This window comes from Neisseria perflava (assembly GCF_019334725.1).
Lineage (GTDB): Bacteria > Pseudomonadota > Gammaproteobacteria > Burkholderiales > Neisseriaceae > Neisseria > Neisseria subflava_A.
This window is the reverse complement of record NZ_CP079818.1, coordinates 2,245,437-2,271,385: the sequence shown is the minus strand read 5'-3', so window position 1 is coordinate 2,271,385 and position 25,949 is coordinate 2,245,437. Positions and strand designations below refer to the sequence as shown.

At 50.4% G+C, this 25,949-nt stretch carries 28 protein-coding genes and 1 other RNA gene; 10 read left to right on the top strand and 19 right to left on the bottom strand.

Features of this window, described 5'->3' with window-relative positions; all coding sequences use genetic code 11:
• The first annotated feature begins 92 nt into the window (after window positions 1-92).
• On the top strand, window positions 93-806 hold the full coding sequence (gene ubiG, locus LPB400_RS10880; RefSeq protein WP_219088991.1) for a bifunctional 2-polyprenyl-6-hydroxyphenol methylase/3-demethylubiquinol 3-O-methyltransferase UbiG: 714 nt from the start codon (window positions 93-95) through the stop codon (window positions 804-806).
• A gap of 157 nt (window positions 807-963) precedes the next feature.
• On the opposite strand, the gene LPB400_RS10875 is transcribed toward ubiG, so the two are convergent.
• Both LPB400_RS10875 and LPB400_RS10870 read right to left on the bottom strand, forming a co-directional pair.
• Window positions 964-1,434: a CYTH domain-containing protein gene (locus LPB400_RS10875; RefSeq protein ID WP_049328324.1), complete on the bottom strand. Its 471-nt coding sequence runs from the start codon at window positions 1,432-1,434 to the stop codon at window positions 964-966.
• 38 nt (window positions 1,435-1,472) lie between these two features.
• Window positions 1,473-1,892 carry a CopD family protein gene (locus LPB400_RS10870; RefSeq protein ID WP_004520906.1) on the bottom strand — a complete coding sequence of 140 codons (420 nt, stop codon included), beginning with the start codon at window positions 1,890-1,892 and terminating at the stop codon, window positions 1,473-1,475.
• A gap of 234 nt (window positions 1,893-2,126) precedes the next feature.
• On the opposite strand from LPB400_RS10870, the gene LPB400_RS10865 reads away from it, so the two are divergent.
• Window positions 2,127-2,390 (top strand): hypothetical protein, encoded by a 264-nt coding sequence (locus LPB400_RS10865; RefSeq protein WP_070713750.1) that lies wholly within the window; start codon window positions 2,127-2,129, stop codon window positions 2,388-2,390.
• Window positions 2,391-2,747: 357 nt separating this feature from the next.
• Here LPB400_RS10865 and LPB400_RS10860 read toward each other — a convergent pair whose 3' ends face one another.
• From LPB400_RS10860 to LPB400_RS10845, 4 genes are all read right to left on the bottom strand, one after another.
• Entirely contained in the window at window positions 2,748-4,784 is a 2,037-nt protein-coding gene (locus LPB400_RS10860) for a M3 family metallopeptidase (RefSeq protein WP_107792231.1), read from the bottom strand.
• Between the two features lie 121 nt (window positions 4,785-4,905).
• Window positions 4,906-5,772, bottom strand: a complete 867-nt coding sequence (locus tag LPB400_RS10855) for a hypothetical protein (RefSeq protein ID WP_219088989.1) — start codon at window positions 5,770-5,772, stop codon at window positions 4,906-4,908.
• A 67-nt stretch (window positions 5,773-5,839) separates the two neighbouring features.
• On the bottom strand, window positions 5,840-6,703 hold the full coding sequence (locus LPB400_RS10850; RefSeq protein ID WP_070460504.1) for a mechanosensitive ion channel family protein: 864 nt from the start codon (window positions 6,701-6,703) through the stop codon (window positions 5,840-5,842).
• A gap of 21 nt (window positions 6,704-6,724) precedes the next feature.
• Window positions 6,725-7,219, bottom strand: coding sequence for a restriction endonuclease (locus tag LPB400_RS10845; RefSeq protein ID WP_070460502.1), 495 nt, complete (start codon window positions 7,217-7,219; stop codon window positions 6,725-6,727).
• Window positions 7,220-7,508: 289 nt separating this feature from the next.
• Between LPB400_RS10845 and LPB400_RS10840 the strand changes: the two genes are divergently transcribed.
• Complete coding sequence (locus LPB400_RS10840) at window positions 7,509-7,844, top strand: hypothetical protein (RefSeq protein WP_070460500.1); 336 nt, start codon at window positions 7,509-7,511, stop codon at window positions 7,842-7,844.
• A 243-nt stretch (window positions 7,845-8,087) separates the two neighbouring features.
• Here LPB400_RS10840 and dnaE read toward each other — a convergent pair whose 3' ends face one another.
• Window positions 8,088-11,522, bottom strand: coding sequence for a DNA polymerase III subunit alpha (dnaE, locus tag LPB400_RS10835; protein WP_107810924.1), 3,435 nt, complete (start codon window positions 11,520-11,522; stop codon window positions 8,088-8,090).
• Window positions 11,523-11,687: 165 nt separating this feature from the next.
• Here dnaE and LPB400_RS10830 point away from each other — a divergent pair, with 165 nt between their 5' ends.
• Both LPB400_RS10830 and LPB400_RS10825 read left to right on the top strand, forming a co-directional pair.
• Window positions 11,688-11,921 (top strand): RNA-binding S4 domain-containing protein, encoded by a 234-nt coding sequence (locus LPB400_RS10830; protein WP_025458008.1) that lies wholly within the window; start codon window positions 11,688-11,690, stop codon window positions 11,919-11,921.
• The gene (locus tag LPB400_RS10825) at window positions 11,899-12,117 is read left to right on the top strand and encodes a hypothetical protein (protein WP_107769117.1); all 219 of its coding nucleotides are present in this window, start codon (window positions 11,899-11,901) and stop codon (window positions 12,115-12,117) included. The genes LPB400_RS10830 and LPB400_RS10825 overlap by 23 nt, the downstream gene beginning before the upstream one ends.
• A 99-nt stretch (window positions 12,118-12,216) precedes the next feature.
• Here LPB400_RS10825 and LPB400_RS10820 read toward each other — a convergent pair whose 3' ends face one another.
• Together LPB400_RS10820 and yihA are read right to left on the bottom strand one after the other, a co-directional pair.
• On the bottom strand, window positions 12,217-12,678 hold the full coding sequence (locus LPB400_RS10820; RefSeq protein ID WP_225905463.1) for a PepSY domain-containing protein: 462 nt from the start codon (window positions 12,676-12,678) through the stop codon (window positions 12,217-12,219).
• A 343-nt stretch (window positions 12,679-13,021) separates the two neighbouring features.
• On the bottom strand, window positions 13,022-13,663 hold the full coding sequence (gene yihA, locus LPB400_RS10815; RefSeq protein WP_049336942.1) for a ribosome biogenesis GTP-binding protein YihA/YsxC: 642 nt from the start codon (window positions 13,661-13,663) through the stop codon (window positions 13,022-13,024).
• A gap of 215 nt (window positions 13,664-13,878) precedes the next feature.
• Between yihA and LPB400_RS10810 the strand changes: the two genes are divergently transcribed.
• The 5 genes from LPB400_RS10810 to rarD all read left to right on the top strand — a co-directional run bounded on the left by LPB400_RS10810 (window position 13,879) and on the right by rarD (window position 20,152).
• Window positions 13,879-14,502, top strand: coding sequence for a c-type cytochrome (locus LPB400_RS10810; protein ID WP_003684518.1), 624 nt, complete (start codon window positions 13,879-13,881; stop codon window positions 14,500-14,502).
• 268 nt (window positions 14,503-14,770) lie between these two features.
• The gene (locus tag LPB400_RS10805; protein WP_199900389.1) at window positions 14,771-16,723 is read left to right on the top strand and encodes a cytochrome c biogenesis protein ResB; all 1,953 of its coding nucleotides are present in this window, start codon (window positions 14,771-14,773) and stop codon (window positions 16,721-16,723) included.
• Entirely contained in the window at window positions 16,716-17,903 is a 1,188-nt protein-coding gene (ccsB, locus tag LPB400_RS10800) for a c-type cytochrome biogenesis protein CcsB (protein WP_107792224.1), read from the top strand. Before LPB400_RS10805 ends, ccsB begins: the two co-directional genes overlap by 8 nt.
• A 99-nt stretch (window positions 17,904-18,002) precedes the next feature.
• Window positions 18,003-19,073 carry a tRNA (adenosine(37)-N6)-threonylcarbamoyltransferase complex transferase subunit TsaD gene (gene tsaD, locus LPB400_RS10795; RefSeq protein WP_219088986.1) on the top strand — a complete coding sequence of 357 codons (1,071 nt, stop codon included), beginning with the start codon at window positions 18,003-18,005 and terminating at the stop codon, window positions 19,071-19,073.
• A 176-nt stretch (window positions 19,074-19,249) separates the two neighbouring features.
• Entirely contained in the window at window positions 19,250-20,152 is a 903-nt protein-coding gene (gene rarD / locus LPB400_RS10790; RefSeq protein ID WP_107792223.1) for an EamA family transporter RarD, read from the top strand.
• 93 nt (window positions 20,153-20,245) lie between these two features.
• On the opposite strand, the gene murU is transcribed toward rarD, so the two are convergent.
• The 10 genes from murU to LPB400_RS10740 form a co-directional block, all read right to left on the bottom strand.
• Complete coding sequence (murU, locus tag LPB400_RS10785) at window positions 20,246-20,941, bottom strand: N-acetylmuramate alpha-1-phosphate uridylyltransferase MurU (RefSeq protein WP_070460487.1); 696 nt, start codon at window positions 20,939-20,941, stop codon at window positions 20,246-20,248.
• A gap of 86 nt (window positions 20,942-21,027) precedes the next feature.
• A complete protein-coding gene (hpaC, locus tag LPB400_RS10780) occupies window positions 21,028-21,528 on the bottom strand; it encodes a 4-hydroxyphenylacetate 3-monooxygenase, reductase component (protein ID WP_070460485.1) in 501 nt (166 codons plus the stop codon).
• A 10-nt stretch (window positions 21,529-21,538) separates the two neighbouring features.
• Entirely contained in the window at window positions 21,539-21,976 is a 438-nt protein-coding gene (gene hpaR, locus LPB400_RS10775) for a homoprotocatechuate degradation operon regulator HpaR (RefSeq protein WP_003684610.1), read from the bottom strand.
• Window positions 21,977-22,316: 340 nt separating this feature from the next.
• Entirely contained in the window at window positions 22,317-22,826 is a 510-nt protein-coding gene (locus tag LPB400_RS10770; RefSeq protein ID WP_199900384.1) for a protein disulfide oxidoreductase, read from the bottom strand.
• A gap of 84 nt (window positions 22,827-22,910) precedes the next feature.
• Window positions 22,911-23,303 (bottom strand): 30S ribosomal protein S9, encoded by a 393-nt coding sequence (rpsI, locus tag LPB400_RS10765; protein WP_003681515.1) that lies wholly within the window; start codon window positions 23,301-23,303, stop codon window positions 22,911-22,913.
• Window positions 23,304-23,315: 12 nt separating this feature from the next.
• Window positions 23,316-23,747 carry a 50S ribosomal protein L13 gene (gene rplM, locus LPB400_RS10760; protein WP_003684605.1) on the bottom strand — a complete coding sequence of 144 codons (432 nt, stop codon included), beginning with the start codon at window positions 23,745-23,747 and terminating at the stop codon, window positions 23,316-23,318.
• A gap of 178 nt (window positions 23,748-23,925) precedes the next feature.
• A non-coding RNA gene (ssrS, locus tag LPB400_RS10755) (6S RNA) lies at window positions 23,926-24,106 on the bottom strand.
• Window positions 24,107-24,120: 14 nt separating this feature from the next.
• Window positions 24,121-24,417, bottom strand: coding sequence for a cell division protein ZapA (locus LPB400_RS10750; RefSeq protein ID WP_070460483.1), 297 nt, complete (start codon window positions 24,415-24,417; stop codon window positions 24,121-24,123).
• Between the two features lie 11 nt (window positions 24,418-24,428).
• A complete protein-coding gene (locus LPB400_RS10745; protein ID WP_039864236.1) occupies window positions 24,429-24,752 on the bottom strand; it encodes a hypothetical protein in 324 nt (107 codons plus the stop codon).
• Between the two features lie 74 nt (window positions 24,753-24,826).
• The gene (locus tag LPB400_RS10740) at window positions 24,827-25,816 is read right to left on the bottom strand and encodes an NAD(P)H-dependent glycerol-3-phosphate dehydrogenase (RefSeq protein ID WP_107810433.1); all 990 of its coding nucleotides are present in this window, start codon (window positions 25,814-25,816) and stop codon (window positions 24,827-24,829) included.
• Between the last annotated feature and the right edge of the window lie 133 nt (window positions 25,817-25,949).

The window sequence follows — 25,949 nt, the reverse complement described above, 5'->3', positions numbered from 1 at the left end:
GGGCCGATAAACAGGCAAAGGCCGTCTGAAACATTTTATTTTGAAGCACAATCGGCTAAAATCAGGCGAATGATTTTATGCAGGAGCAAACCATGAGCAATCAACACGACAACGTAGATGCCGGCGAAATCGCCAAGTTCAGCCAAATCGCCGACAAATGGTGGGATAAAAACGGCGAATTCAAGCCCCTGCATGACATCAACCCCTTACGCCTCGACTATATCGACGGCTATGCCGGATTGGCAGGCAAACGCGTGCTGGATGTAGGCTGTGGCGGCGGTATTTTGTCGGAGAGCATGGCCAAACGCGGCGCAGAACACGTTACCGGCATCGATATGGCGGAAAAATCCCTGCAAACCGCCGCTGCCCATGCGGCCAGCCAACACGTTGCCAATATTGATTACCGCTGCATCCGCGTCGAAGACCTCGCTGCCGAAGAGCCGCACAGCTTTGACGTGGTAACGTGTATGGAAATGATGGAACACGTTCCCGATCCGTCTGCCATCGTTCAAGCCTGCGCGAAACTGGTCAAACCCGACGGCATGGTGTTTTTCTCCACCATCAACCGCAATCCCAAATCTTATCTGCATCTGATTGTCGGCGCAGAATATCTGTTGAAATTCGTCCCCAAAGGCACGCACGACTGGAAAAAATTCATCACGCCGGCAGAACTCGCGCGCATGTGCCGCCAAGCCGGATTGGATACCGTCGGCAGCAAGGGCATGACCTATAATTTGTTGAGCGGCCGTTATTCCTTGTGCGACTCGACCGAGGTTAACTATATGGTGACCTGTCGTCCGGCGTAAGGTTACACGGATAAAGCACACGGGCTAGCCCGATATTTGAAACGGTATGTCGAAAGCAACTTGATTCAAATATCGGTAAGGCAAATCAGGCCGTCTGAAAAGAAAAAAGGCATGTTCGATACATGCCTTTTTTGTATGTGCAGAGAGGTTGTCGCCCTTATTCCGTCCAAGACGAATACGGATGTTTGCTCAGATACGCATTGGTGAATTTCCCGTCTGACGTGATTTCCTGACCCAGCCAAGACGGTTTGGGGAACTCGGTATCTTCAGACGGCAATTCAATTTCCGCCACAATCAATGGTGCATTGTCGCCGAAATATTCATCGATTTCATATACAAAGCCTTCAAATTCGACCCGATAGCGGTATTTTTCCATTTTAAACGGGCACATGTCCGCCATCATTGCTTGCGCGTGAGCCAACGGGATTTCGTATTCAAACTCGCTGCGCGTCATGTCGGAAATATAGCCTTTCAGGGTCAGCCATGCTTGCGAACCGATAATCCGCACGCGGATGGTGCGCTCTTTTTCCACGCTCAAATAGCCCTGTTGCAACACCAGCGGCTCGCTTGCCGCTTCGCGCCAACTGTCATCCGCCAGCAAAAAGCGGCGTTCGATTTCGACCGTCATGAATTCTTTCCTTATTTACCAAACAGGCCGTCTGAAGATTAAAACGGCTTGAAAACCACCATATAAAGCGCGGCCACCATCATCAATACGGGGAGTTCGTTGAATACCCGATACCAGCGGTGCGAATACACATTGCTACCGTTTTGAAAACGGCGCAGCAGCAGACCGCAATAAAGCTGGTAAGCCAAGAGCAGCAGGCCGCACAATAATTTAACCGCCAGCCAGCCGTTGCCCCACCAATTATTTACAAACCCGATGGCCGCGCCAAATATCAGCGTTCCCCAGCCCAAAGGCGACATAAAGCGGTACAGCCTGCGCGACATATCCGTCAGCCGTACATATTCCACGCTACCAGGCTCTAATTGCGCCAGATTCACATAAATCCGCGGCAGATAAAACAGTCCGGCAAACCAAGAAATCACAAAAAATATGTGTAACAGCTTAAACCACAAATACATTTCAGACGGCCCCAAAACCTAAAACCATTATTTTATCCGCAATACGGCCCGAGCCAAAATAAAATAGTCAAAACAATCTGATTTAGTTCGCCACAACAATGTGTTGCAGGCGCGATTTTACCCAAAAACCAAATTGTAAATTTCGCAACAATATGCAAGTTGATATATGCACAATGCAAAAAACTTGTTAAAATCCTATGCTATTTAATTATAAAAACATTATGGACGGAAAACATGAAACAATTTGAAATCAGCAACAGCGTCAGGAAAGAGCTTAGCAACTACCTGAATACGCACAATCTAAGCCTCAAAGCCGCCATGGATAATGAAACAACCAATGGTGAAGTCGCCGCCATCGTTCATGCAGGATTGCCGGCGATGATTCGGAAAATCTATTCTTTGGAAAAAATGAAAACCTTTTTCTGGACGAAAAAAGATTTGATGATGGAATTTATCAATATGCGCTTGGATGCCGGTGATAAAAAGGGCAAAAACTAATTTTAGCGATGGGTAGGGGGAGATAGAAGTTTGAAATCTGGACTTCTGTTTTCTCGAAAATCTTGTTAGGGACAGGGTGTACTTATTGTTCCTAATAAGTTTTGACAACCGAAAGGCCGTCTGAAATTCAAATGATAGGGCATGGGAACATGCCCTGTTTTTATGGGCGGCTTGTCCGCATTGGGAAAATATTGAGCTTGGCAATCGTTGCGGCGTTCTGCGCTGAGTGGTTTTATCGGCTGAATATTTTTATTATTTGTTTTGCTGAACATATTGAATGGATTATAAAAAGGCCGTCTGAAACATTTCAGACGGCCTTTGGTGTTGAATCAGCAATTAAAACGGCGGATTTTCAAATCAAGCTGCGTTGTCGAAACCGCTGTGGCGGAGCAGGGCATCCAGGCTTGGTTCGCGGCCGCGGAAGGCTTTGAAGGATTCGGCTGCACTGCGCGAACCGCCGACGGCCAGTATTTCTTTCCAGAAGCGGCGGCCGGTTTCGGCCACATCGTCGCTTTCTTCAAACGCTGCGTAAGCGTCTGCACTCAAAACTTCCGCCCATGCGTAGCTGTAATAGCCTGCGGAGTAGCCGCCGGCGAAGATGTGGCTGAAGCTCAAGGCAAAGCGGTTGTATGCCGGCGGTTGGGTCACGGCGACTTCTTGACGCACTTTGTCCAAGATTTGCGGCCATTCTTTCAGACGGCCTTCATCTTCCTGATGATAGATTTCCATGTCGAAGAGGGCAAATTCCATTTGACGGACGAGGAACATACCGCGTTGGAAGTTTTTGGCCGCGTGCATTTTGTTGAACAGCTCTTTCGGCAATACCGCGCCGGTTTCTTCGTGCGAGGACATTTGCGCCAATACGTCGTATTCCCAAACGAAGTTTTCCATGAATTGGCTAGGCAGCTCGACCGCGTCCCATTCGACGCCGTTGATGCCGGATACGCCCACTTCGTCAACTTGGGTCAACAAGTGGTGCAGGCCGTGGCCGGTTTCGTGGAAGAGGGTGATGATTTCGTCGTGGCTCAAACGCGCCTCTTTGTCGCCGACCGGCGGGGTAAAGTTGCAGACGAGGTAGGCAGTCGGCAGTTGCAGCGTACCGTCGGCGAAACGGCGGCGGCTTTTGTAGCCGTCCATCCATGCGCCGCCGCGTTTGCCTTCGCGTGCGTACAAGTCCATGTAAATGCCGCCGATGGTTTGGCCGTCTTGTTTCAGCTCGAAATAGCGCACGTCTTTGTGCCAAACGGGGACGGTTTTTTCAGCCAGCTCGATGCCGTAGAGTTTTTTGATTTGGGCAAACAGGCCTGCCAATACTTTGCTGATAGGGAAGTATTTTTTCACTTCGGTTTCGCTGAAGGCGTATTTGGCTTGGCGCAGTTTTTCGGCGGCGTAGCTCAAATCCCAAGATTGCGGATCTTCGATATTCAGGCTCTCGCGTGCAAAGGCTTTGATTTCGGCAAAGTCTTTTTCGGCAAATGGTTTTGCGCGGCGGGCAAGGTCGTGCAGGAAGTTTAGAACCTGTTCGGGCGTATCCGCCATTTTGGTTGCCAGTGACAGCTCGGCGTAGGTTTTGAAGCCGAGCAGTTTGGCGGTTTTCAGCGCGTTTGCAAGCGTTTGTTCGACGTTGGCCGTGTTGTCGAATTTGCCTTCGTCAGACAATTCGCTGGCACGGGTAACGTAGGCGCGGTAGATTTGTTCGCGCAATTCGCGGTTGTCGGCGTATTGGATAACGGCGAGGTAGTGCGGAATCTGCAGGCCGATTTTGTAGCCTGTTTTGCCTTCGCTTTGCGCGGCGGCGGCAAACATGGCGATGGAGTCTTCAGGAATGCCGGCAAGCGGCGCGGCATCGTCAAAGTAAATGCCGAAAGCGTCGGTCGCGTCTTGGACGTTTTGTGCGAATTTGGCACCCAGTTGCGCGCCTTCGGTTTGCAGTTGCGCCAGTTCTGCCTGCTGTTCGGGCGGTAATTCGGCACCGCTGAGGACGAAATCGCGCAAGTCGTGGTTGAGCTTGGTTTGCTGCGCAGGGGAGAGGGTGTCGAATTCGGCAGAATTTTTGATGATTTTGAAGCGGTTGTACAACTCGATGTCTTGACCGATTTCGGTAAAGAAAATGGTGATTTCAGGCATCAATTCGTTGTATACGGCACGCAGCTCGGGCGTATCGACCACGGAATTGAGATGGGAAACCACGCTCCAAATGCGGCCGACGCGTTCGGTAATGTCAGTCAGTTTTTCGACGGTGTTGGCCCAGTCGGTGTGCGTTTGCGCTTTGATGGCGGCGATTTGTTCGCGTGCTTCGGCAATGGCGGTTTGCAGGGCGGGTTTGATGTCTTCGGTTTTGATTTGGTCGAAACGGGGTTCTTCGCCCAAGTGGAGCAGGACGTTGTCGCTCATATGGTTTCTCCTGAATAAGATGGATTCAGACGGCCTTGTGGCCGTCTGAAAAGAAAACGATAGGCGTTATATGGTGGCAGACAGATAGAATTAAAGTGTCTTGTCTGCCTGTCGGCCAATTTTATTCTGCGCCGCGCGGATTGGCGTGCAATGGCGCAGCCAGTTCGAGGCGCATTGGTGTGCCTTTCGGGGCAAATACGGCATTGGCAACATTGGTTTGCAGGGATTCGGCAAACGAGCCGCGATACACTTTTGCACCTTGGTGGGTCAGGTTGGATTGTACATCGACGTACACTTCGCCGCCGATTTGACGCCAGAGGTGGCAGAAGGTGTAATCTTCGGACAGGTAGCGTTTGCTTTTCGGATCAACCATGCAGTCGAAGAAGCGGTAGTGTAGGCCTTTGTCTTCTCTGTTGTAGTCACTGTCGGAGATGTAGTTCAACTCGGGGTAGGCTGCCATCATTTTTTCAAATACGCTGCGCTTGATAACCATAAAGCCGGTTGGCGCGTCATGGACTTTCATAAAACCGTCTTCATCGACTTTCAGTACGATTTCACCGTTTTCATTTTTTTCGCTGGTGTTGACGGTATAAGAAGTGTACATGCGCTCGAAGTCGGCTTGAGTCGTGCCGGCCGGAACACCTTCTTCAGGCCAGTTGTCGCGTTTGAGCGGGTAAATGCCTGCCACAACGTCTTTGTCGGCCAAAAGCAGACGGTAGAATGAATCGGGAGAGAAGCCGATGTCGGAGTCAATCCAAAATAAATGCGTCCATTCTTTGTTTTCTAAGAATGTGGCCACGCAGTTGTTGCGCGCGCGCGTAATCAGGCTTTCGCCGCGCTGCATCATCACTTGAAGCGGTAGGCCGTGTGCGGCATTGGTGTGGACGATGTTCAGAAGTGAGAGGGTGTAGTTGTGGAAATATTTGCCGTCATGGCTGGGGGTCATGATTACAGGGTACATTTCGGCAAGGGCTGATTCGGGCAACATGAGTTTTCCTTATTGTTGATTATAAATTTGGGTATTGTAAGTGATTTGATAGTATATATAAACTGGACTATTTTAATTTATTGATTAATTGGCATTGCGTGCGTAAGAATTCGTCCAAAACCGCCTGTTGGATTTCCAAGCGTTTGGCTACGGGCGAGGCAAAGCGCACGATGATGTTATACACCTTGTCATCATGTGGCACACGGGATACACGCGGCTGGGCGGCGGGCGTGATAAACAATTTTTGGGTTTGCACGTTTTCCAAATGCTGCTTGATGGCAGGGACATAAGGCTCGCACAATGGCTCAAGAACATCTTTCAGACGGCCGATGATTTCGTCCGAATCCAAATGAATCGGTACGGGAATTTCCACCGTATGAATTACATAATCGCCCAAAATATTGTCGCGGCGCACGGTGTGGCTCAGAAGCAGGCTGTTGGGAAACGAGAGTGTTTTGCCGGAAAGCTGGCCAATCAACGGATTGGGGCCGATTTGCATCATCAGCGTGTTCAGCATATTGATATCGACCACCCGTCCGCGCAGGCCGTTGATTTCGATGTAGTCGCCGATGGAATATTGTTTGGTTACCGAGCGCAGGATGCTGCCGGACAAACACATAATCAATTCTTTGGTCGCCACCACAATTGCCGCAGCTACCGCAAACATCGACAACGCCAAAGTTTGAATCTGCGCCGCCCAAATCATCGCCAGCCCGAACAAGAGCAGCAGCATGGTGATGTTGCGACTGACCACCAGCGAACGGCGTTTGTTTTCGATGCTCAAATCCGGATGGCTGCGAAAATGAGCCGAGAGCAAAATGCTGCGCCCGGCAATGACGGCCACAATCATCACCATCGACATCAAAGCCGATTTGATGATTTCTTCACTGACAGGCAAAGCGTTCAGCCATTCCTGTATGGTGTTCCACATAATGCTGTTTCCTTTCCCTTTTTAGGCCGTCTGAAAACCCACGCGTTCAAAAATTTCTGCCGCACACACTTCCGATACTGCAAACAAAGTTGCCACGCTACCCAAAGCCCGTTGTGCTGCCACGCTCAAATCATCACGGCATACTTCGCCCAGCCACTCAACAGGCCGCACCAGCGACATTTTCTCATCGTCCCATTGCGGACAATGTACTGCGCCGCCTGTAATCCTGCCGATCCGATAACGGCGCAGGGCAGGCGAGTAGGTCAGTACGGCATCTCCATCGGCCAACTCGTTGGAAAACCGCCACATCTGAGCCGCACCCGATTGCGCTGTTCTCAATTTCACATCCGGCACGGCCGAACGGTAAATATCCGTCAGTTTCTCACGGCCAAAACCCTTGGCCGCCGCTTCGGCCAGCATGGGCCAGGCCAACGCCGCCACACCGCGTTCAAAAAATACATCATAAAGCGCACCTTGCGTGCTGCGAACCATATAAAGTCTGGCTTGTTTTCCCATTGCAGTACCTGTTTGTTTGAAGAACCCATCCCTTTGTTTCCATGTTACCTGTTACGGCTGAAAAATTCGATATTTTACATTGCCGGAAGGGTTTGAAGTTCTCGCTGAAAATAAATGAATTATAGATGAAAGGCCGTCTGAAAAATAAAATAGGCTTATATATCAACAGATGATATATCGTAACAATATATTAATAACTGTAAAATTTTTTACGTTTGTATCAAAAAAAGATAAAATGAAAGAATCAATCGCGAAAGATTGCTATTCACTGAACATTAGGAGAGAAAAAATGACCTGCAAAACCCACGAACATCATGACCACGTTCACGGCGCAAACTGCGGCCACACTGCCATCCAACACGAAGGCCACGTCGATTATCTGCACGACGGCCACCTGCACCATGAGCACAACGGCCACTACGACGAGCATGCTCTGAGTGTCAATAAAACCAACCCTGACGGCTGCCATCCGGTTGACACCTGCCACGGCCACATTCACGGCGAAGGTTGCGGCCACGAAGCTGTACCGCACGGCGATCACGTCGACTACATCGTCAACGGCCGTCTGCATCACCAACACGGCGATCACTGCGACGACCACGGCCCGGTTGAAATCGTTAAATAAAACTGTTTTTCAGACGGCCTTTGATATGGGGCTTCTATAGAAAAAGGGGGTGTATTTTCCCCCCCCCCTTTTTTTGTGGGCTATCTTTTCCTATTAGCCAAAGTCTCTTGCAATAAACTTTTCAGATAATCTCTCTATACAATAAGGTCGTCTGAAAGCCTCAATCCGTATTTGATTTATGTTTTTAAAGCGCTTTTTAAATTAAAGGCCGTCTGAACGTGTAGTTTCAGACGGCCTTTAGTCTTACCAATTCACACGAACTGCCCTGCTGCCGAGCAATGTTTCCAGTTCGTCAAACAAGGCGGTGCTTGGCGTTACAATCCATTTGGGCGCAATTTTCAATTTACCCGATGCTTTGCCGTTGCTGTACGATAGTTGCAGCGGGATGTGCGACGTGTCGGGCAGGCGGTGTGTAGTGAGGATGGCGGCGAGGCGCGTGATGTCGTGGCCGGGGGCGAGGGCGAGGCTGAGGCTGCGGGCGTAGCGTTCGCGCGCCATTTGCAGGGTCATGACTTGGTTTGCCATGATGCGCAGTCCGTCGCCGCCGCCGTAGTCGTCGCGGCTGACTTTGGATTCGATAATCAGCACTTGGTCGGATTTGAGGTAGTCTGCGCAGTTTTCCAGCGTGTGGCCGCTGACCATGATTTCAATCTGTCCGCTCAAATCTTCGAGGCTGACGAAGGCGATTTTGCCGCGTTTGCCCATCATGGTGCGCACGGCGGTAACGAACCCGGCGAGGCGCACGCTGTCTTGCGGTTTCAGACGGCCTAATTTGGTCGGGGCGATTTGGCGGACTTCTTGGGCATAAGGGCCGAACGGGTGGCCGGAGAGGTAGAAGCCGATGACGGTTTTTTCTTCGGCGAGTTTTTCCGATTCGCTCCACATGGGGGCATCGACGAGCTGCACCGGTTCGATGGCGTCTTCCATCATGTCGAAAAGCCCGCCCTGATTGGCGTTGGCGGCTTTTTGGTCGGCGTTGTTCATGGCAAGGTCGATGTTCGCCAAGAGCATGGCGCGGTTGGGTTCGATGCTGTCGAACGCGCCGCCGCGTATCAGGGCTTCGAGGGTGCGGCGGTTCATGTGTTCTTTGCCGACGCGCTCGCAGAAGTTCAAGAGGCCGGTAAACTTGCCGCCGCTTTGCCGCGCGGCGATGATGGATTCGACGGCGGCTTCGCCCGTGCCTTTAATCGCGCCGAGTGCGTAGCGGATTTTCATGTTCGGATACGGCGTGAAGCGGTAGTCGGATTCGTTGATGTCGGGCGGCAGGAACTCGATGCCGTTGGCGCGGCAGTCGTCGTAGAAATGTTTGAGCTGGTCGGTATTGTCCAATTCAGACGACATGGTTGCCGCCATAAATTCGGCGGGATAGTGGGCTTTGAGCCATGCGGTCTGATAGGAAATCAGGGCGTAGGCGGCGGCGTGGGATTTGTTGAAACCGTAGCCGGCGAATTTTTCCATGTAGTTGAAGATTTCGTCGGATTTTTCGCGCGAAATACCTTGTTTTGCCGCGCCTTCGGCGAAGATTTCGCGGTGTTTCACCATTTCTTCAGGCTTTTTCTTACCCATGGCGCGGCGCAGCAAGTCCGCGCCGCCGAGCGAGTAACCGCCGATAATCTGCGCCGCCTGCATCACTTGTTCCTGATACACCATAATGCCGTAGGTCGGCGCGAGGATGCCTTCGAGCAGCGGATGGATGTATTGGAATTCTTGGCCTTTCATACGCGCGACGAAGTCGGGAATGTTGTCCATCGGGCCGGGACGGTAGAGCGATACGAAGGCGATGAGTTCTTCAAACTTGGTCGTATGCGCCGTTTTCAGCATTTTTTTCATGCCGGTCGACTCAAACTGGAAGACGGCGGTGGTGTTCGCATCGCGGAAGATTTGGTAGGCGGCCTGGTCGTCAAGCGGAATCTTGCCGACATCGACGATATCGCCGGTGGTGCTTTTGATGTTGTTCTGCGCCATTTCGATAATGGTCAGGTTGCGCAGACCCAAAAAGTCGAATTTCACCAAACCCACGTCTTCCACGTCGCCCTTGTCGTACATGGATACGGGCGAGGCGGATTCGTCCGCCTGATACACGGGGCTGTAATCGGAAATCTTGCCCGGCGCAATTAACACGCCACCCGCGTGCATACCCAGACCGCGCGTCAGGTCTTCCAGCTTTTTCGCCAGCGTAATCAGTTCGTCCGCTTCTTCTGCTTCAATTAATTCCTGAATTTGCGGCTCGGCCTCCATGGCTTTTTCCAAACTCAGGGGTTTGTTGGCTTCCAACGGAATCAGCTTGGACAGTTTGTCGCACAGCATAAACGGCAGTTCCAGCACGCGTCCCACGTCGCGGATGACCGCTTTGGACGACATCGTGCCGAAGGTAACAATCTGGCTGACCGCTTCCGCGCCGTATTTTTCGCGCACATATTCAATCACGCGGCCACGGTTTGCCTGACAGAAGTCAACGTCAAAGTCAGGCATGGAGACGCGTTCAGGGTTTAAGAAACGTTCAAACAGTAGCGCGTATTTGAGCGGATCAAGGTCGGTAATCTTCAATGAATACGCCACCAGCGAGCCTGCACCCGAACCACGGCCCGGCCCGACCGGACAGCCGTGCGTTTTCGCCCAGTTGATAAAGTCTTGTACAATAAGGAAATAGCCGGGGAATTCCATCTGGATGATGATGTTCAGCTCAAAATCCAAACGTTCTTGATATTCCGGCATTTTTGCCGCACGCTCCGCCTCGTCGGGATAAAGCTGAACCATGCGTTCCTGCAAACCCTCGTTGGACAGCTTCACCAAATAATCGTCCAGCGACAGACCGTCCGGAGTAGGGAAGAGCGGTAGGAAGTTTTTGCCCAATGTGATGTGCAGATTGCAGCATTTGGCAATTTCCACCGTGTTTTCCAAGGCTTCGGGCAAGTCGGCGAAACGTTCCAGCATCGTTTCCGGCGGAATGAAAAACTGGCTCGGCGTAAAATCGCGCGGACGTTTCTTGTCCGTCAGCACCCAGCCGCCTGCGATGCACACCCGCGCCTCGTGCGCGTTGAAATCGTCGCGGCTCATAAACTGAGTCGGATGCGTCGCTACCACCGGCAAATCCAATTCCTCTGCCAGTTTCACGCTGCCGGAAACGCAAGCCTCCCATTCGGGTCGTTCGGGTAGGCGTTGCAGCTCTAAATAAAACGCATCGGGAAACCATGCCGCATATTTCAACGCCGCCGCACGCGCTGCGTCTTCGTTGCTGTTCAAAAGATTCACGCCCACTTCGCCGTAATGTGCGCCACTCAAGCAAATCAAGCCGCTGTTGTCGCCGTTTTCCAGCCATTCGGGATTAAGTTCCGCATGATGGATATTGCGGTCTTTGCCGACATAGGCCTCCGTCAAAAGTTCGCTCAAGCGCAGATAGCCCGCATCGTTGCGGATAATCAGCATGGCACGAAACGGCTTGTCGGACGCATTCGGATTGCCTATCCACACATCTGCCGCGCCGATGGGCTTAATCCCTGCACCGCGGCAGGCTTTATAGAATTTCACCAAGCCGAATTCGTTCATCAAATCGCTGATGCCCAAAGCAGGTAAACCGTATTCCTGCGCTTTGGCAATCAGTTTTTTAATCCGCACCATACCGTCGGTAATCGAGAATTCGGTATGCAGGCGCAGGGGGATGTAGGTCGGCTCGGTCATGGCAAAATCGGCGTGAACAATAAAAGGCGTATTGTAGCAGGGTTGGCAGCGAAAGGCCGTCTGAAAACCAAATGTAATGAGGTTGGATAAAGCAAATAAAACAGAAGGGGGCTTTCTTTCAGACGGCCATGTTAAAATATCGCCATTATTGAAAAGGATTGAATGATGGAAGCAACCGTCTATCTTGAAGACAACGAATACATCGCTTTATGCGACCTGTTGAAATTGGCCGGTCTTGCCGAAAGCGGCGGACAGGCAAAAGCGTTTATCGCCGAAGGGCTGGTGTTGCGCAACGGCGAAACCGAAATACGTAAAACTGCCAAAATACGCGGCGGCGAAGTGATTGAGTTTGACGGTGCGCGCTTGGAAATCGCTGATGGATACGACCCTGAAGAATAAAGCCGAAGCCATCTTGGGCGAGCCGTTGTTAGACGAACCCGTCCTCCCCGAGTCATGGGAATGTTGCGGCAGCGAGTGCGGCGATGCCTGTATTCAGACAATGTATTGGGCGGAAAAAGCACGTTATGACGCGCAACGGCGGAAATTGAAAGAAGCAGGGTGGGTAGACGGCGAAGATGAGACAAAGGCCGTCTGAAAACGATTGGCTTGATGTAAATCGTGTTTTAAATAATGCTGCATTAAAGCCAATGCCGTCTGAAAGTTTCAGACAGCATTGGCTTTTTTAAAGTTTAAATTAAGATTTTGTTACCTCGGAAGTGGTTGCATTTTCAGGTGTGCCAGGTGCAGCATCGGCAGGAGCCTGATAATCTGTATTTTGCGATGAAGAGGGCTCAGCATTGTCATGTTTATGATGCTTATCATGTTTACCAAAGTGTCGTTTGTCTTGATCGTCATCTTGTGCTACTGCCAATACTTTGCCGTTTTGAGCATCAACCAAAGCTTCGTATTCAACGCCGTCTTTCAAGATTTCTACTTTGTAACGGCCGCCCAAATGTTGTTTGTATTTGTAATCGACATCTTTAACGACGCCGCCCACTTCTGCTACCGCTGCTGCGGCTGCTTGCTGGCCGGAAACCTTTGCAAACATACCTTCTTTGAAAGCCATGGTACCTGCCGCACCGGCAACGCCCAAACTTGAAGCAATAATACCGGCAATGATGAGTTTTTTTGAAATAAAAGCGTTAATGCGTTTCATGATTTTCTTTCCTACTGTGTTGTTGAACGATGAATGCATTCTATGCCTCAACAATTAGCTGAACATGAGCAAAACGCTAAGATGTGTAATGGGTTGCAATACTAAAATTAACACTTTAATAATGGAGATCGAAGCCGCGTTTTCAGACGGCCTTGCTGATATGTTGTGATGGCATATTTGGCGCAGATTGTGGTTTGCGTGTGAAAACAAAAAAAGCGTGATGAAAAAAAGGGCATGTGTGAGACATGCCCCCGGATTAAATGGTAAATGCGATGGTGAGAAACCAAATGACAGAATAAGATTTGCGGTTGGTCAACTTATCTCATTCCGCCTTGTTTTACAATCACTCAGGCGATGTTTCGCCTGCAAGATTTTCTATTTCTTCGCGATGCGCGTCAAACCATGAGCCGACCACTTGATTGACTTCGTCCATACCTTGTTTTTTCAGGCTGGAGAACAGTTGAACGCTAATTTTTTGACGTTCGGTGTAGGGTTTGAGTGATTTTTTTACCGCCGCCAAAGTTTTAATCTGGTCGTTTTTAGACAGCTTGTCTGCTTTTGACAGCAGGATATGCACAGGACGGCCGGTGATGTGGAAAAAGTCCAGCATTTGGATGTCTAAAGCTTTGAGCGGATGGCGCGAGTCCATAATCAAAATCAGGCCGATCAGTTGGCGGCGTTGTTGCAGGTAGTCGCCCAAGAGTTTGACCCAGTGCGCACGGATGGCCTCCGGTACTTGCGCGTAGCCGTAGCCGGGCAAGTCGACCATGAAATTGCCGTTTTCCAGTTCAAAGAAATTGATGTGTTGGGTGCGGCCCGGTGTTTTGGAAACGTAGGCAAGGCGCACATGATTGGTTAAAGTATTGATGGCGCTGGATTTGCCGGCATTGCTTCGGCCGACAAAGGCAATCTCGGCTGGCGTGTCGGGCAGGTCTTTCAGATGGTTGACCGTTGTAAAGAATTTGGCGTTTTGAAAAAGGTTCATCAGGATTTCCTTACATGGAAACAAAACTGCAACATCATAATTTGTATCGGGCATTTATGTTGCAGCAGTTTGGTAATTTGAGTAGTAATTTAATGTAAACTTGGTATAGAATAGCACGTTTATAGAATTATCGGTTTTAATCGGGAAAATTCCCCGGTATTTGAGTATAAAAAAGGCATTGACGCGGTACGCAATGCTGTAATCAGGAGCACTCCATGAAACGATTGACTTTATTGGCCTTGGTATTGGCTGCCGGTGCGGTTTCCGCTGCCCCTAAAGCAGATGCTGAAAAAGGCAAACAGGTAGCGACTACTATCTGTGCGGCGTGTCACGCAGCCGATGGTAACAGCGGTATCGCAACTTATCCTAAACTGGCAGGTCAGGCTGCGGCCTACACCTACGGTCAAACCATGGCCATCAAAGACGGTACCCGTACGCACGGTGCTGCCGGCGTAATGAAACCGATGGTGATGAACTTGTCCGAACAAGACATCCGCGACGCTGCCGCCTACTATGCTAAACAACAAGGCAAACCGGGCGAAGCCAATCCTAAAGAAAACCCAGAGCTGGGCGCGAAAATCTATCGCGGCGGCCTGAGCGCTAAAAAACTGCCGGCATGTATGTCTTGCCACGGTCCTAGCGGCGCAGGTATCCCTGGCGGCGGTACTGAAATCCAAGCCTATCCTCGTCTGGGCGGCCAGCACAAAGCTTACGTTGTCGAGCAAATGAAAGCTTACCAATCCGGCCAACGCAAAAACGCCATCATGGCCGATATTGCCAACCGCCTGAGCGAAGAAGAGTTGAACGCAGTAGCCAACTTTATCCAAGGTTTGCACTAATTTCGTTTTGAAACGAGCTTATTGATACAGGCCGTCTGAAAACCCTTCAGACGGCCTTAGCCAATATAGGCCGATAAGCCTGATTGTTTTTTTCAAATAGCGACAGCAAGATTTTTACTACAATATGCAGTATTCTTCCTTTCGCATCACACGTCATTGCAGTCCGTTCCATCGGATCGGGTTGCCCCAAGCCGACATTTGAGACATGAGTAAATCTTCATCATCCGTCCCACTCATCCGCAGACCGTGGTTTGCCTTTTTCAGCTCCATGCGTTTTGCCGTCGCCCTGCTCAGCCTGTTGGGCGTGGCTTCGATTATCGGTACGGTCTTGCAGCAAAACCAGCCACAAGTCGATTATTTGGTGAAATTCGGCCCGTTTTGGTCGCAGATTTTCGGCTTTTTGGGCCTGTACGACGTATACGCCTCGGCGTGGTTCGTTGTCATCATGATGTTTTTGGTGATTTCCACCGGATTGTGCCTGATTCGCAATGTTCCGCCGTTTTTGCGCGAGATTCGTTCGTTCCGTGAAAACGCGAAGGAAAAATCGCTGGCGGCAATGCGCCATTCCATCGTTTTAGACGGACAGGTGACGCCTGAAGTCGCGCAACGATATTTGGAAGTGCAGGGCTACGGCTGCAAAACGGTTACGCGTGAAGACAGCTCGGTTTTGGTGGCGGCGAAAAAAGGCGCGATGAACAAATGGGGCTATATCTTTGCCCATGCCGCGCTTATTGTGATTTGTTTGGGCGGTTTGATAGACAGCAATATCCTGCTGAAAATCGGTATGCTTACCGGCCAAGTCGTGCCGGACAATACGGCGGTTTATGCCAAAGACTTTAAGCCCGAAAGCGTGTTGGGAGAATCCAACCTGTCGTTTAGGGGCAACGTCAATATCGCGGAAGGGCAGAGCGCGGACGTGGTGTTTCTGAATGCGGATAACGGCATGCTCGTGCAAGACTTACCGTTTTCCGTCAAATTGAAGAAATTCCATATTGATTTTTACGATACCGGTATGCCGCGTGATTTTGCTAGTGACTTGGAAGTAACGGACAAGGCGACCGGCAAAGTCAGCGAACACACCATCCGCGTCAACCATCCTTTGACGCTGCACGGTATTACAGTTTATCAGGCAAGTTTTGCCGACGGCGGCTCGGACTTGACGTTTAAAGCGTGGAATCTGGCTGATGCCGACCGCACTCCGGTCAAACTCAAAGCAACTTCCATGCGCGAGTTTCCGCTGGATTTGGGCAAGGCTTCTTATAAATTGGAATTCGACCAGTTTACTTCGATGAACGTCGAAGACATGAGCGAGCCGTCTGAAAAAGAGCAAAACCTGAAATCCGCCCTCAACGATGTTCGCTCCGTTCGTCAGGAAGGCAAAAAATACACCAATATAGGCCCGTCTATCGTTTACCGCATCCGCGACAAAGCAGGGCAGGCGGTCGAATATAAAAACTATATGTTGCCGGTAAAACAAGATGAAGACTATTTCTTCATTACCGGCACTCGCAGCGGCTTGGCGCAGCAATATCGTTGGTTGCGCATTCCGATGGATAAAAACGGCCAAATCGACACCTTTATGGCTTTGCGCCAATATCTGAAAGATGATGCGGCACGCCGTAAAACCGTTGCTAATGCCGTTAAAGGCGCGCCTGCCGAAATCCGTGAGCAATTCATGGCAGCGGCGGAAAACACTTTGTCGATTTTTGCCAAAGGCGGCTATTTGGCTTTGGACGAATTTGTTACCACCAATATTCCGAAAGAGCAGCAGGAAAAAATGCAGGGCTATTTCTATGAGATGCTCTATGGCGTGATGAATGCCGCTTTGGAAGATACGATCAGCACATACAATCTGCCGGCTTGGCCGCAAGATGAAAAACGCAACCGCTTCCTGCTGCATGCAATGGATGCTTACACCGGTTTGACCGAATATCCCGCGCCAATGATGCTGCAATTGGAAAGTTTTACCGAAGTACGCTCTTCCGGCCTGCAGATGACCCGTTCACCGGGTGCATTCCTGGTGTATTTGGGTTCGGTATTGCTGGTGTTGGGTACGGTATTTATGTTCTATATTCGTGAAAAACGGGCTTGGCTGCTGTTTTCAGACGGCCGTATCCGTTTTGCCATGTCTTCCAGCCGCAACGAACGCGACTTGCAGAAAGAATTTCCGCAACACACACGGCAATTGCAGCAGCTTGCCAAGGATTTGAACCATGAATAACAAATATCAGGCCTTGCCCGAGCATGAGCTTCTGACACACAAATCATTTATCCGAAACCTCAACCTTTTCGACTGGGCATTCGCGCTGCTGATTGCAGTCGGTGCGTTTATTGCCCAAACCCAGGCCGGTCTGCACATGGACATCTACGAAATGGTGATTTTGTGGGTGAGTGCTGGGATTGCCGTTTTTCTGGGTTGGTTTTTCAAACCGATGCGCTGGTTTATCCCTTTGGGCGTGTGCTTGGCGTATTTGGCCGTTGATTTGTATGGGGGCGACATCAAACGCGCAGACGGCTTCCTGCTCAAATACCTGTTAAGCAGCCAGTCGGCGATTATGTGGCAATGCGCGTTTGTGTTCTTTGCCTTGTTTGCCTATATCGTCGGTGCGATAGCGGCGGTGCGCAAAAATGTGCCGTCCAATACGCTTTTGGGCATGGGTACCGTATTTGCGTGGGTTTCCGCGATGGCGGGCTTTGTCGGTTTGCTGGTGCGCTGGCATGAAAGCTATCTGCTGCGTCCCGATGCCGGCCATATTCCGGTTTCCAACCTTTACGAAGTATTCATCTTGTTCTTGGTCATTACGGCGCTGATGTACCTCTATTACGAAGGCCGTTTTGCCGTACAAAAATTGGGTGGCTTTGTCTTCAGCTTTATGGCGATTGTGGTCGGATTTGTCTTGTGGTACAGCGTTTCACGCGAGGCTCATGCCATTCAGCCGCTGATTCCGGCTTTGCAGTCTTGGTGGATGAAAATCCACGTTCCGGCCAACTTTATCGGCTACGGCGCATTCTGTATTGCCGCCATGCTGGGTATTGCCGAACTGCTGGCACTCAGAAAAGAAGATGCAGGCAAAAAATCATGGCTGCCGCACTCGCAAGTCATTGAAGAAGTGATGTACAAAGCGATTGCCGTTGGTTTCCTGTTCTTCACGATTGCCACCATTCTCGGCGCATTGTGGGCGGCTGACGCGTGGGGCCGCTATTGGAGCTGGGACCCGAAAGAAACTTGGGCATTCATCGTTTGGCTGAATTACGCTGTCTGGTTGCATTTGCGGCTGGTGGCAGGCTGGCGCGGCAGGGTGTTGGCTTGGTGGGCAGTCATCGGCCTGATCATTACCGCCTTTGCTTTTATCGGCGTGAATATGTTCTTGAGCGGCCTGCATTCTTACGGCACTTTGTAAGCAGCTTATCCCACACTTTATTTCAGACGGCCTTTTTCCGTTTTCGGAGAAAACGCCGTCTGAATCGTTTTTAATCATTTTTTCAGACGGCCTCAAACCATGTTGGTATTAGGAATTGAATCATCTTGCGACGAAACTGGCGTTGCGCTCTACGATACCGAGCGCGGCCTGTTGGCGCATCATTTGCACACACAAATGGCGATGCACGCCGAATACGGCGGCGTTGTCCCCGAATTGGCCAGCCGCGACCATATCCGCCGTGTCGTGCCGTTGACGCAAGGTTGCTTGAAGGAGGCTGGCGTAGGCTATGCCGACATCGACGCGGTTGCCTTTACGCAAGGCCCGGGCTTGGGCGGCGCATTGCTGGCCGGTTCAGGATTTGCCAATGCGTTGGCATTTGCCATCGGCAAGCCCGTCATCCCCGTCCACCATCTTGAAGGACATTTGCTCTCGCCTTTGTTGGCAGACGACAAGCCTGAATTTCCATTTGTCGCTTTGCTAGTGTCGGGCGGACATACGCAATTTATGGCTGTACGCGGTATCGGCGATTACACTTTGTTGGGTGAGAGCGTAGACGATGCGGCAGGCGAGGCGTTTGATAAAACGGCCAAGCTTTTAGGTCTGCCTTATCCCGGCGGTGCCAAATTGTCCGAGCTGGCCAAACTTGGCACGCCTGATGCTTTCACATTTCCACGCCCCATGCTCCATTCACATGATTTGCAGATGAGCTTTTCTGGTTTGAAAACCGCCGTTTTGACCGCTGTTGAAAAAGTCCGTGCCGAAACCGGCAGCGATGAAATTCCCGAACAAACACGCAACGACATTTGCCGCGCTTTCCAAGATGCGGTAGTTGACGTATTGGCGGCCAAAGCCAAAAAAGCGTTGTTGGATACCGGCTTCAGAACTTTGGTGGTTGCCGGTGGTGTGGGTGCAAACTGGAAACTGCGTGATGAATTTTCGCGCTTAACCGTCAAAATGCCGTCTGAAAAAGGCAAACCCAAACCGCAGGAAGAAAAAATCAATGTTTATTTTCCGCCGATGGCATACTGTACCGACAACGGCGCAATGATTGCCTTTGCCGGCGCGATGCGTCTTGCCGAGCGTCAGGCTGTCAGTGCATTCAATGTTAAGCCGCGCTGGCCGCTGTCGGATATTGTGAAGCAGGGCTGATGTATTAGACTGCTTCGATGCAATGAAAGGCCGTCTGAAAACCTGAAGATATGGTTTTCAGACGGCCTTTAATGAAACGGATGTTTGCGGTAAAACTTCATTCAAAAAGATGAGTAATTTTTTCATCCGTTTTTTCTACAATATTAACTTTGATTGATTGCAAAAGGCCGTCTGAAATGACGAATTTATCCAAAGGTTTGCTGGCTGCGATAGCGTCCAATTTGTTGTTTGCCATGCTGTTTCTGTACGGCGTATGGATGCAGCCGATGAGCGGCACGGAAATTTTTGCGTGGCGTATGGTGGCGATGCTGTCGGCTTTATGCGTGCTGATGACCATGGTCAACGGTTGGCAGGCGGCGGCGCGGTTTGCGAACAATATCGGCCGTGATTGGAAGCGGTGGCTGTTGATTGTATTGCCGACGCCGATATTTGCCAGCCAGTTGTGGCTGTTTGTCTGGGGGCCGGTCAACGGCGAAGGGGTAAACATCGCCATGGGTTATTTCCTGTTTCCTTTGGCGATGATGCTGGGTGGGCGGATTTGGTTTAAAGAGCGTTTAAACCGGTTGCAGACGGTTGCCGTTGCGTTGGCATGTGCAGGCGTGGCTTGCGAGTTGCTACGGTCGGGTGCGTTTTCGTGGACGACTGTATGGGTGTTCGGCACCTATCCGTTTTATTATCTGCCACGCCGAAAACTGGGTGTGCCTTCTTTAATCGGTCTGACTTTTGATTTGATGATGATTACGCCATTTGCGTTGGCGTATATTATATTTGCAACGGATACGCCGGCGATGATTGCGGCCAAACCGGTTTTAATTTTCTTTATTGTGTTGCTAGGCTTCAATAGCGCAATATCTATGCATTTGAATTTGAAGGCGAGTCAGTTGTTGCAGGTTGCGGTGTTCGGCATGTTGAGCTATTTGGAGCCTGTATTGCTTTTTATTGTGTCGATTGTATGGCTGGGTGAGCCGGTGCAAAAAGGCGCATTGATCGGCTATGGCCTGATTTGGTCGGGATTGTGCGTGATGATTGTCAATGGCTTGTTGGGAATGAAGAAAGAAAAGAAATTGGCTAAAGCTTGATGATAGATTAAGGCCGTCTGAAAACTGAGTTGGTCAATATTTTCAGACGGCCTTTGATATTGAAAGGGACGTATCGGATACGCCCCTTTTGTTTTACCAGCTTTGGGCGACACGGTCGGCTTCTTGCAGGCGTTCGACTGTGCCGACGTCCAACCAAAGGCCGTTGTGGTGTTCGCCGCTGATTTGGCTTTGGCTCATGGCTTGACGCAACAGAGGGGCAAGTTTGGCAGCCTGATGCGCCGGGGTATCTTTGAAAAGTGCGGGATGATAAACGCCCACGCCGCTGAAAGTCAGGGCTTGGCCGTCTGCAGATGAGGCGGATACCAGGCCGTCTGAAAGCAGGCCGAAGTCGCCTTCGGGATGGTGGGGTGGATTGTCCACCAGCCATAAATGGGAGAGAAGGTTGTGTTCCTGCATACGCTGGGCAGCCAGTCGTGCAGCTTGGAAATCAATGTCAGTCAACACATCGCCATTGACGACCAAAAACGGCTCGTCGCCCAAAAGAGGCAGGGCGGTGGCAATGCCACCGGCGGTTTCCAGGCCTCCGGCGAGTTCTGGAGAATAGGCAATGCGTACGCCGTAGTCCGAACCGTCTTTCAAGGTATCTTCGATTTGTTGGCCAAGCCAGGCATGGTTGATGACGATTTCAGTGAAACCGGCTTGTTGCAGGCGGCGCAAGTGCCAGCCGATAAGCGGCGTGCCTGCTACTTCGAGTAAGGGTTTGGGCGTGTGGTCGGTCAGCGGGCGCATGCGTTCGCCGCGACCGGCGGCCAATATCATTGCTTTCATGGGTGTGCCTATAATGTGTGAAACAGAAAAAGTCTCAGGCCGTCTGAAACATCGGTTTCATTTTTCAGACGGCCTGAGACCTTTATTTATGCCAAAGATTTGAATTGCCTACGAAAATACAGCAATGCCGGTGCCTGCGTGTCGGTATTGCGGATTTCGTTGAGCTGAACGAAAAAGACGTAATGCGTGCCGATTTCGCGTTGATCGACAATGCTGCCGTGCAGGTGCGCCAGCGCACCTTCGACTTCAAGCTGTCCGGTTTGTCCCCTGTGCCAAATATGGTATTCGAAGCGTTCTTCGGGCGAGAGGTCGGTCAGTCCGGCAAAGTGTTCAGCAACATCCTGTTGGCTGTCGTTGAGCGTGTTGATGCACAAGTCACGGTTGCCTTGCAGGATGGGAATGATGGCGGATTGGCGGTTGATGCACAGCATGACCGTCGGCGGCTCGTCGGTAACGGCAGTTACGGCAGTCATAGTAATGCCATAGCGTCCCGTTTCGCCGTCTGTCGTGATAATGTGTACGCCGGCGGCACAGGAGGCCATGGCATCTCGAAATGGTCTCTTGAGTGTGTGTGTTGAGTCTGTCATCCGGCTTTCTTTATTTTAATGCCTGTTCGATTTTTGCCAGCTCTGCCAAGAGTTCTTTGAGTTGTGCCATTTTTTCTTTGGACAGAACTTTTTCAATCGCATCGTAGCGTTCGTCAACCAATGCACCGATGGATTCATAGAGTTTCTCACCTTCGGGCGTTAGTTTCAGATAAACACGGCGTTGGTCGTTGGAAGGCTTCAGGCGAACGGCCAAACCTGCTTTTTCCAGGCGAGTCAGAATGCCGGTCAGGCTGGGGCGAAGGATGCAGGCCTGATTGGCCAAATCTTGAAAGTCGAGTGTGCCGTTTTCCGCTAAGAGCCGGATGATACGCCATTGCTGGTCAGTAATATTGGCTTGGTTCAGAATAGGGCGGAATTGGGTCATCAATGCTTCCCGTGCCTGAATCAGACCGATATTGATAGATGCATGTTTAGATTGGTTGGGCATTACTAAGTCTCCGGTGTTATCAAAAATCAAACCGTTGAAGCGTGAGGTAGATTGATAAAGGTGAATATTGCTGTTTTAAGGCTGCCATCGGCAGCCGGGTCTATGGGAACAAAAGCATCACTGCCACGATATTAGATGAGAATCTCTAACAGTTTGTTTTGATAATAATGTTTCCAATTGTTCTTATGGTTATATCTTAGTCTATTTTCTTTATAATCTCAACAAAATGATATGTTATTGGGAAAGAGATAGTTTATTTATTTATGAAATTGAATTGTTTGAATATATTCAGGTGAAATTATTCTTTAGATTTTCTATTTTTAGTGGATTTTCAATGAATTTAGCTGAAGATATTTGCCAAGTAAATTCTGATTTTTAATCCGATATAACTGGAAAGTCCGGATGTGTGATGAATCATTTTGCCATCTTTTAATATGATAATGGTTGGTGTGACGGCTATGTTCCATTTTTGAGCCATCAGGCCGTCTGAATCGTTGAAGTTTGGAAAGGATAGATTGTTTTGTTGCATATGGTGGGCAATGTCCGCGTCACTTCCGGAGCGCAAGGCTACGCCCAATGTTGGGATATTGTCTTGGTGCAGTTTTTCTATGGTTGATGATGTGTATGAACAAATACGACACCAGCTGCCCCAAAAATAAACGACGGCAACCCGATTTTGGCTGAAGGATTGGAGGGAAGTGGTTTGACCATTGGTTAAAGTCAGTGTTTGTGCTGCCGACTGCAAAGGTTGGTCAGGCTTGCGCACCCAGTCGACAATCAGGGATAAGAAGATGAAGAGAATCACAGCCTGAAGCAATGATTTGGCGTAGTGGAGCAGGGTTTTCATCATATATTGCGGGGATATTGGATTATTGTTTGATAAATGAAAAAAGCCTTGCAAAGCAAGGCTTTTTGATTCGATTCTGAAAACGTATTAACGTTTGGAGAATTGTTTTGCGCGACGTGCTTTGCGCAAACCAGGTTTTTTACGTTCAACTTCACGAGCATCGCGAGTAACGAAGCCTGCTTGAGACAGGGCTGGTTTCAGAGCTGCATCGAAGTCGATCAGTGCACGGGTGATGCCGTGACGGATGGCGCCGGATTGACCAGTTTCGCCACCACCGGTTACGTTAACTTTGATGTCGAAAGATTCGGCATTTTCAGTCAAAACCAGAGGTTGACGTACAACCATGCGGCTGGTTTCACGTGCGAAAAATTCGTCAACGGGGCGGCCGTTTACGATGATTTGGCCGGTACCTTTAGTCAAGAATACACGAGCCACTGAACTTTTGCGGCGGCCTGTGCCGTAGTAGTATTTACCGTTCATGTCGTGTCCTTATTATTTCAGTTCCAAAACTTTAGGTTGTTGTGCAGCGTGGCCGTGTTCGGCGCCGGCGTACACTTTCAGTTTTTTGATCATGGCGTAGCCCAGAGGACCTTTAGGCAACATGCCTTTTACGGCTTGTTCCAAAGCGCGGCCAGGGAATTGCTCTTGCATTTCACGGAAAGTACGCTCGTAGATGCCGCCTGGGAAACCAGAGTGACGGAAGTATTTTTTGTCTTCGAATTTAGCACCGGTCACGCGCAGTTTGTCTGCGTTGATGACGATGATGTAGTCGCCGGTATCAACGTGAGGGGTGTATTCGGGTTTGTGTTTGCCGCGCAGACGGTGTGCGACTTCGGCTGCGACACGACCCAGAACTTTGTCTTCTGCGTCAATGACGAACCATTCGCGCTTCACCTCGTGGGGTTTTGCAGAGAAGGTTTTCATGGTTGGAATCCAGATATATATAGAAAGTTATGGATTTTAAAGAGGAGATTGGTTTTTGTCAATCTTAATCGAACGTGTTTGATGCATGAATATGCGGTTTTTTCAGACGGCCGGAAATCTTTACGAAAGTCTTTACTTGGAAAGGGAAAAGCCACACCTGTCGGTATGGCTTTTTTAGGGAATCCCCACGAGTGCCGTTTAGGCTGAATCCGCTTGAACCTTGCTGACAAGGCGGTCACCTCGGGTAGTTTCGGGTGCGTCCGATAAACGGACGCTCGCGCCCACTACAGCTCCCGGCAACCTAAAGCGAACGTATTGGTTCAAAGGAATGTATGCCTTCGCGAACACCGCAGGGAAAAGGGGAAAATCAGTTTTACTCCAAGCGCGCCAGTGCTTTTTGGCACGCGTTGTTCATGTCGGTTATTCTACGCTCAAATTCACCGATTGCCAAATCGTCGTTGAGGGTGGCTTTCAAGAGGTCGTGTACAACGTTGAGGGCTGCCATGACGACGATTTTGTCCGTGCCGACGATGCGGCCGCTTTCTTTAATCGCATCGCTTTTTTTGTTTAGCATTTCAACGGCTTGCAGGAGGGTGGCTTTTTCTTCACTCGGCGTGTTGATGGTGAAGTTGACATTCATGATGTCGAGATTGACTTGTTCGATACTCACGAGGCATCCTTTTATTGTTGTGTTTCTTGGGGCAATCGGGCAATGAGGCTGCGGATTTGGTCTGCACTTTGGGCCAGCGCGTTGCGGTAGTTTTCTTTTTCGGCAGTCAGGTTGTCAATTTTGCTTTGCAGGTCTTCTTTGAGTTTGCCGACTTGAACCAGCAAGGCTTCACTAAGTTCGTCAATGGCAGCGTCGTGTTGGTGTTTTTGTTGCTCTTGCTCGAGTTTGAGTCTGTCGATTTCTTCGTTGAGACGGCGGTTTTCTGAAACCAGCGTTTCAAATTTTTGGACAAGTTGGTAAACGTTGATTTCCAGATTGTTCAGTGATTGGTTCATGTGTTTCCCTTCAGACGGCCTGATGGCCGCCATATTGTGCGTCAGGCCGTCTGAATGGCAGACGGCGCGACCGTTTATTCGAAGCGCGCGCTTCGTTCCATCAGTCGTTCAACGACTTGCTGCGGGGTCATTTCTTTGCGGATGAGTTGCAGCAGGGTTTGAGTGATGGGCATATCGATTTGGTATTTGGCAGCGGTGTTGAAGACTTCTTCAATGGTGCTGACGCCTTCGGAAACGTGGCCGATTTCAACAAGCACTTGATGCAACTCTTTGCCTTCTGCGAGGCCGAGGCCGACGCGGCGGTTGCGCGAGAGTGCGCCGGTACAGGTTAGGATAAGGTCGCCGATGCCTGCCAAGCCCATCATGGTTTTAGGTTGTGCGCCCATGGCGATGGCAAGGCGGGTGATTTCGGCAAGGCCGCGTGTTACTAAGGCTGCGCGTGCATTGAGGCCGTATTCGAGGCCGTCTGAAAGGCCGGTGGCAATTGCCATGACGTTTTTAACGGCACCGCCCACAGCGACGCCGATGACGTCGGTGCTGCCGTACAGGCGCATTACGTTGGTGTTCAGTTGGGCAGTGGTTTCTTCCACCCAGTCTTTGTTTTCGGAAGCAAGCACGACGGCGCAAGGTAGTTGTGCTGCAAGTTCTTGGGCAAAGCTCGGTCCTGAGAGAACGCCGATTTTTTTATTGTTAGGCAGGACTTCTTTCAGTACTTGGAAAGTCAAAAGGCCGGTATCTTGTTCAAAACCTTTGCAGGCGGCGAGAACGGGAATATCGGCGGCGTTATGCTGTTTGAGCAGCTCGGCGCTGCTTCTGAGTCCGGCTACGGAGGTGACGATCAGGGCAAGTTGGCTGTCTTTCAGCGCTTCTCCCAAATCGGCGTGAACGGTTAGGGACTCAGGGAAAGGGAAGCCGGGCAGGCCGCGTTTGTTTTCGCGATCTGCTTGCAGGGTGCGGATTTGGTCGGGATTGCGTGTCCAAAGGGCAACTTCATTGTTGTGGTGCGCAAAGTGCAACGCGAGAGCTGTACCCCACGAACCTGCGCCGATGACGGTAATTTTCATGTTTCTCTTCCATATGGGAACGGGGCTTACTTTAAAACAAACGGCTTTGGGGTGCAAGGGCGGCGTTTGTGAAAAATTTTTTGTGCCGTTTAAAAAGCCTTAGGCCGTCTGAAAGTTCAGACGGCCTGCTTCG

Excerpts from the sequence above, each read along its gene's own strand:
- ubiG (WP_219088991.1), top strand. The coding sequence starts at position 93 with ATGAGCAATCAACACGACAACGTAGATGCCGGCGAAATCGCCAAGTTC.
- LPB400_RS10875 (WP_049328324.1), bottom strand. The coding sequence starts at position 1,434 with ATGACGGTCGAAATCGAACGCCGCTTTTTGCTGGCGGATGACAGTTGG.
- LPB400_RS10870 (WP_004520906.1), bottom strand. The coding sequence starts at position 1,892 with ATGTATTTGTGGTTTAAGCTGTTACACATATTTTTTGTGATTTCTTGG.
- LPB400_RS10865 (WP_070713750.1), top strand. The coding sequence starts at position 2,127 with ATGAAACAATTTGAAATCAGCAACAGCGTCAGGAAAGAGCTTAGCAAC.
- LPB400_RS10860 (WP_107792231.1), bottom strand. The coding sequence starts at position 4,784 with ATGAGCGACAACGTCCTGCTCCACTTGGGCGAAGAACCCCGTTTCGAC.
- LPB400_RS10855 (WP_219088989.1), bottom strand. The coding sequence starts at position 5,772 with ATGTTGCCCGAATCAGCCCTTGCCGAAATGTACCCTGTAATCATGACC.
- LPB400_RS10850 (WP_070460504.1), bottom strand. The coding sequence starts at position 6,703 with ATGTGGAACACCATACAGGAATGGCTGAACGCTTTGCCTGTCAGTGAA.
- LPB400_RS10845 (WP_070460502.1), bottom strand. The coding sequence starts at position 7,219 with ATGGGAAAACAAGCCAGACTTTATATGGTTCGCAGCACGCAAGGTGCG.
- LPB400_RS10840 (WP_070460500.1), top strand. The coding sequence starts at position 7,509 with ATGACCTGCAAAACCCACGAACATCATGACCACGTTCACGGCGCAAAC.
- dnaE (WP_107810924.1), bottom strand. The coding sequence starts at position 11,522 with ATGACCGAGCCGACCTACATCCCCCTGCGCCTGCATACCGAATTCTCG.
- LPB400_RS10830 (WP_025458008.1), top strand. The coding sequence starts at position 11,688 with ATGGAAGCAACCGTCTATCTTGAAGACAACGAATACATCGCTTTATGC.
- LPB400_RS10825 (WP_107769117.1), top strand. The coding sequence starts at position 11,899 with ATGGATACGACCCTGAAGAATAAAGCCGAAGCCATCTTGGGCGAGCCG.
- LPB400_RS10820 (WP_225905463.1), bottom strand. The coding sequence starts at position 12,678 with ATGAAACGCATTAACGCTTTTATTTCAAAAAAACTCATCATTGCCGGT.
- yihA (WP_049336942.1), bottom strand. The coding sequence starts at position 13,663 with ATGAACCTTTTTCAAAACGCCAAATTCTTTACAACGGTCAACCATCTG.
- LPB400_RS10810 (WP_003684518.1), top strand. The coding sequence starts at position 13,879 with ATGAAACGATTGACTTTATTGGCCTTGGTATTGGCTGCCGGTGCGGTT.
- LPB400_RS10805 (WP_199900389.1), top strand. The coding sequence starts at position 14,771 with ATGCGTTTTGCCGTCGCCCTGCTCAGCCTGTTGGGCGTGGCTTCGATT.
- ccsB (WP_107792224.1), top strand. The coding sequence starts at position 16,716 with ATGAATAACAAATATCAGGCCTTGCCCGAGCATGAGCTTCTGACACAC.
- tsaD (WP_219088986.1), top strand. The coding sequence starts at position 18,003 with ATGTTGGTATTAGGAATTGAATCATCTTGCGACGAAACTGGCGTTGCG.
- rarD (WP_107792223.1), top strand. The coding sequence starts at position 19,250 with ATGACGAATTTATCCAAAGGTTTGCTGGCTGCGATAGCGTCCAATTTG.
- murU (WP_070460487.1), bottom strand. The coding sequence starts at position 20,941 with ATGAAAGCAATGATATTGGCCGCCGGTCGCGGCGAACGCATGCGCCCG.
- hpaC (WP_070460485.1), bottom strand. The coding sequence starts at position 21,528 with ATGACAGACTCAACACACACACTCAAGAGACCATTTCGAGATGCCATG.
- hpaR (WP_003684610.1), bottom strand. The coding sequence starts at position 21,976 with ATGCCCAACCAATCTAAACATGCATCTATCAATATCGGTCTGATTCAG.
- LPB400_RS10770 (WP_199900384.1), bottom strand. The coding sequence starts at position 22,826 with ATGATGAAAACCCTGCTCCACTACGCCAAATCATTGCTTCAGGCTGTG.
- rpsI (WP_003681515.1), bottom strand. The coding sequence starts at position 23,303 with ATGAACGGTAAATACTACTACGGCACAGGCCGCCGCAAAAGTTCAGTG.
- rplM (WP_003684605.1), bottom strand. The coding sequence starts at position 23,747 with ATGAAAACCTTCTCTGCAAAACCCCACGAGGTGAAGCGCGAATGGTTC.
- LPB400_RS10745 (WP_039864236.1), bottom strand. The coding sequence starts at position 24,752 with ATGAACCAATCACTGAACAATCTGGAAATCAACGTTTACCAACTTGTC.
- LPB400_RS10740 (WP_107810433.1), bottom strand. The coding sequence starts at position 25,816 with ATGAAAATTACCGTCATCGGCGCAGGTTCGTGGGGTACAGCTCTCGCG.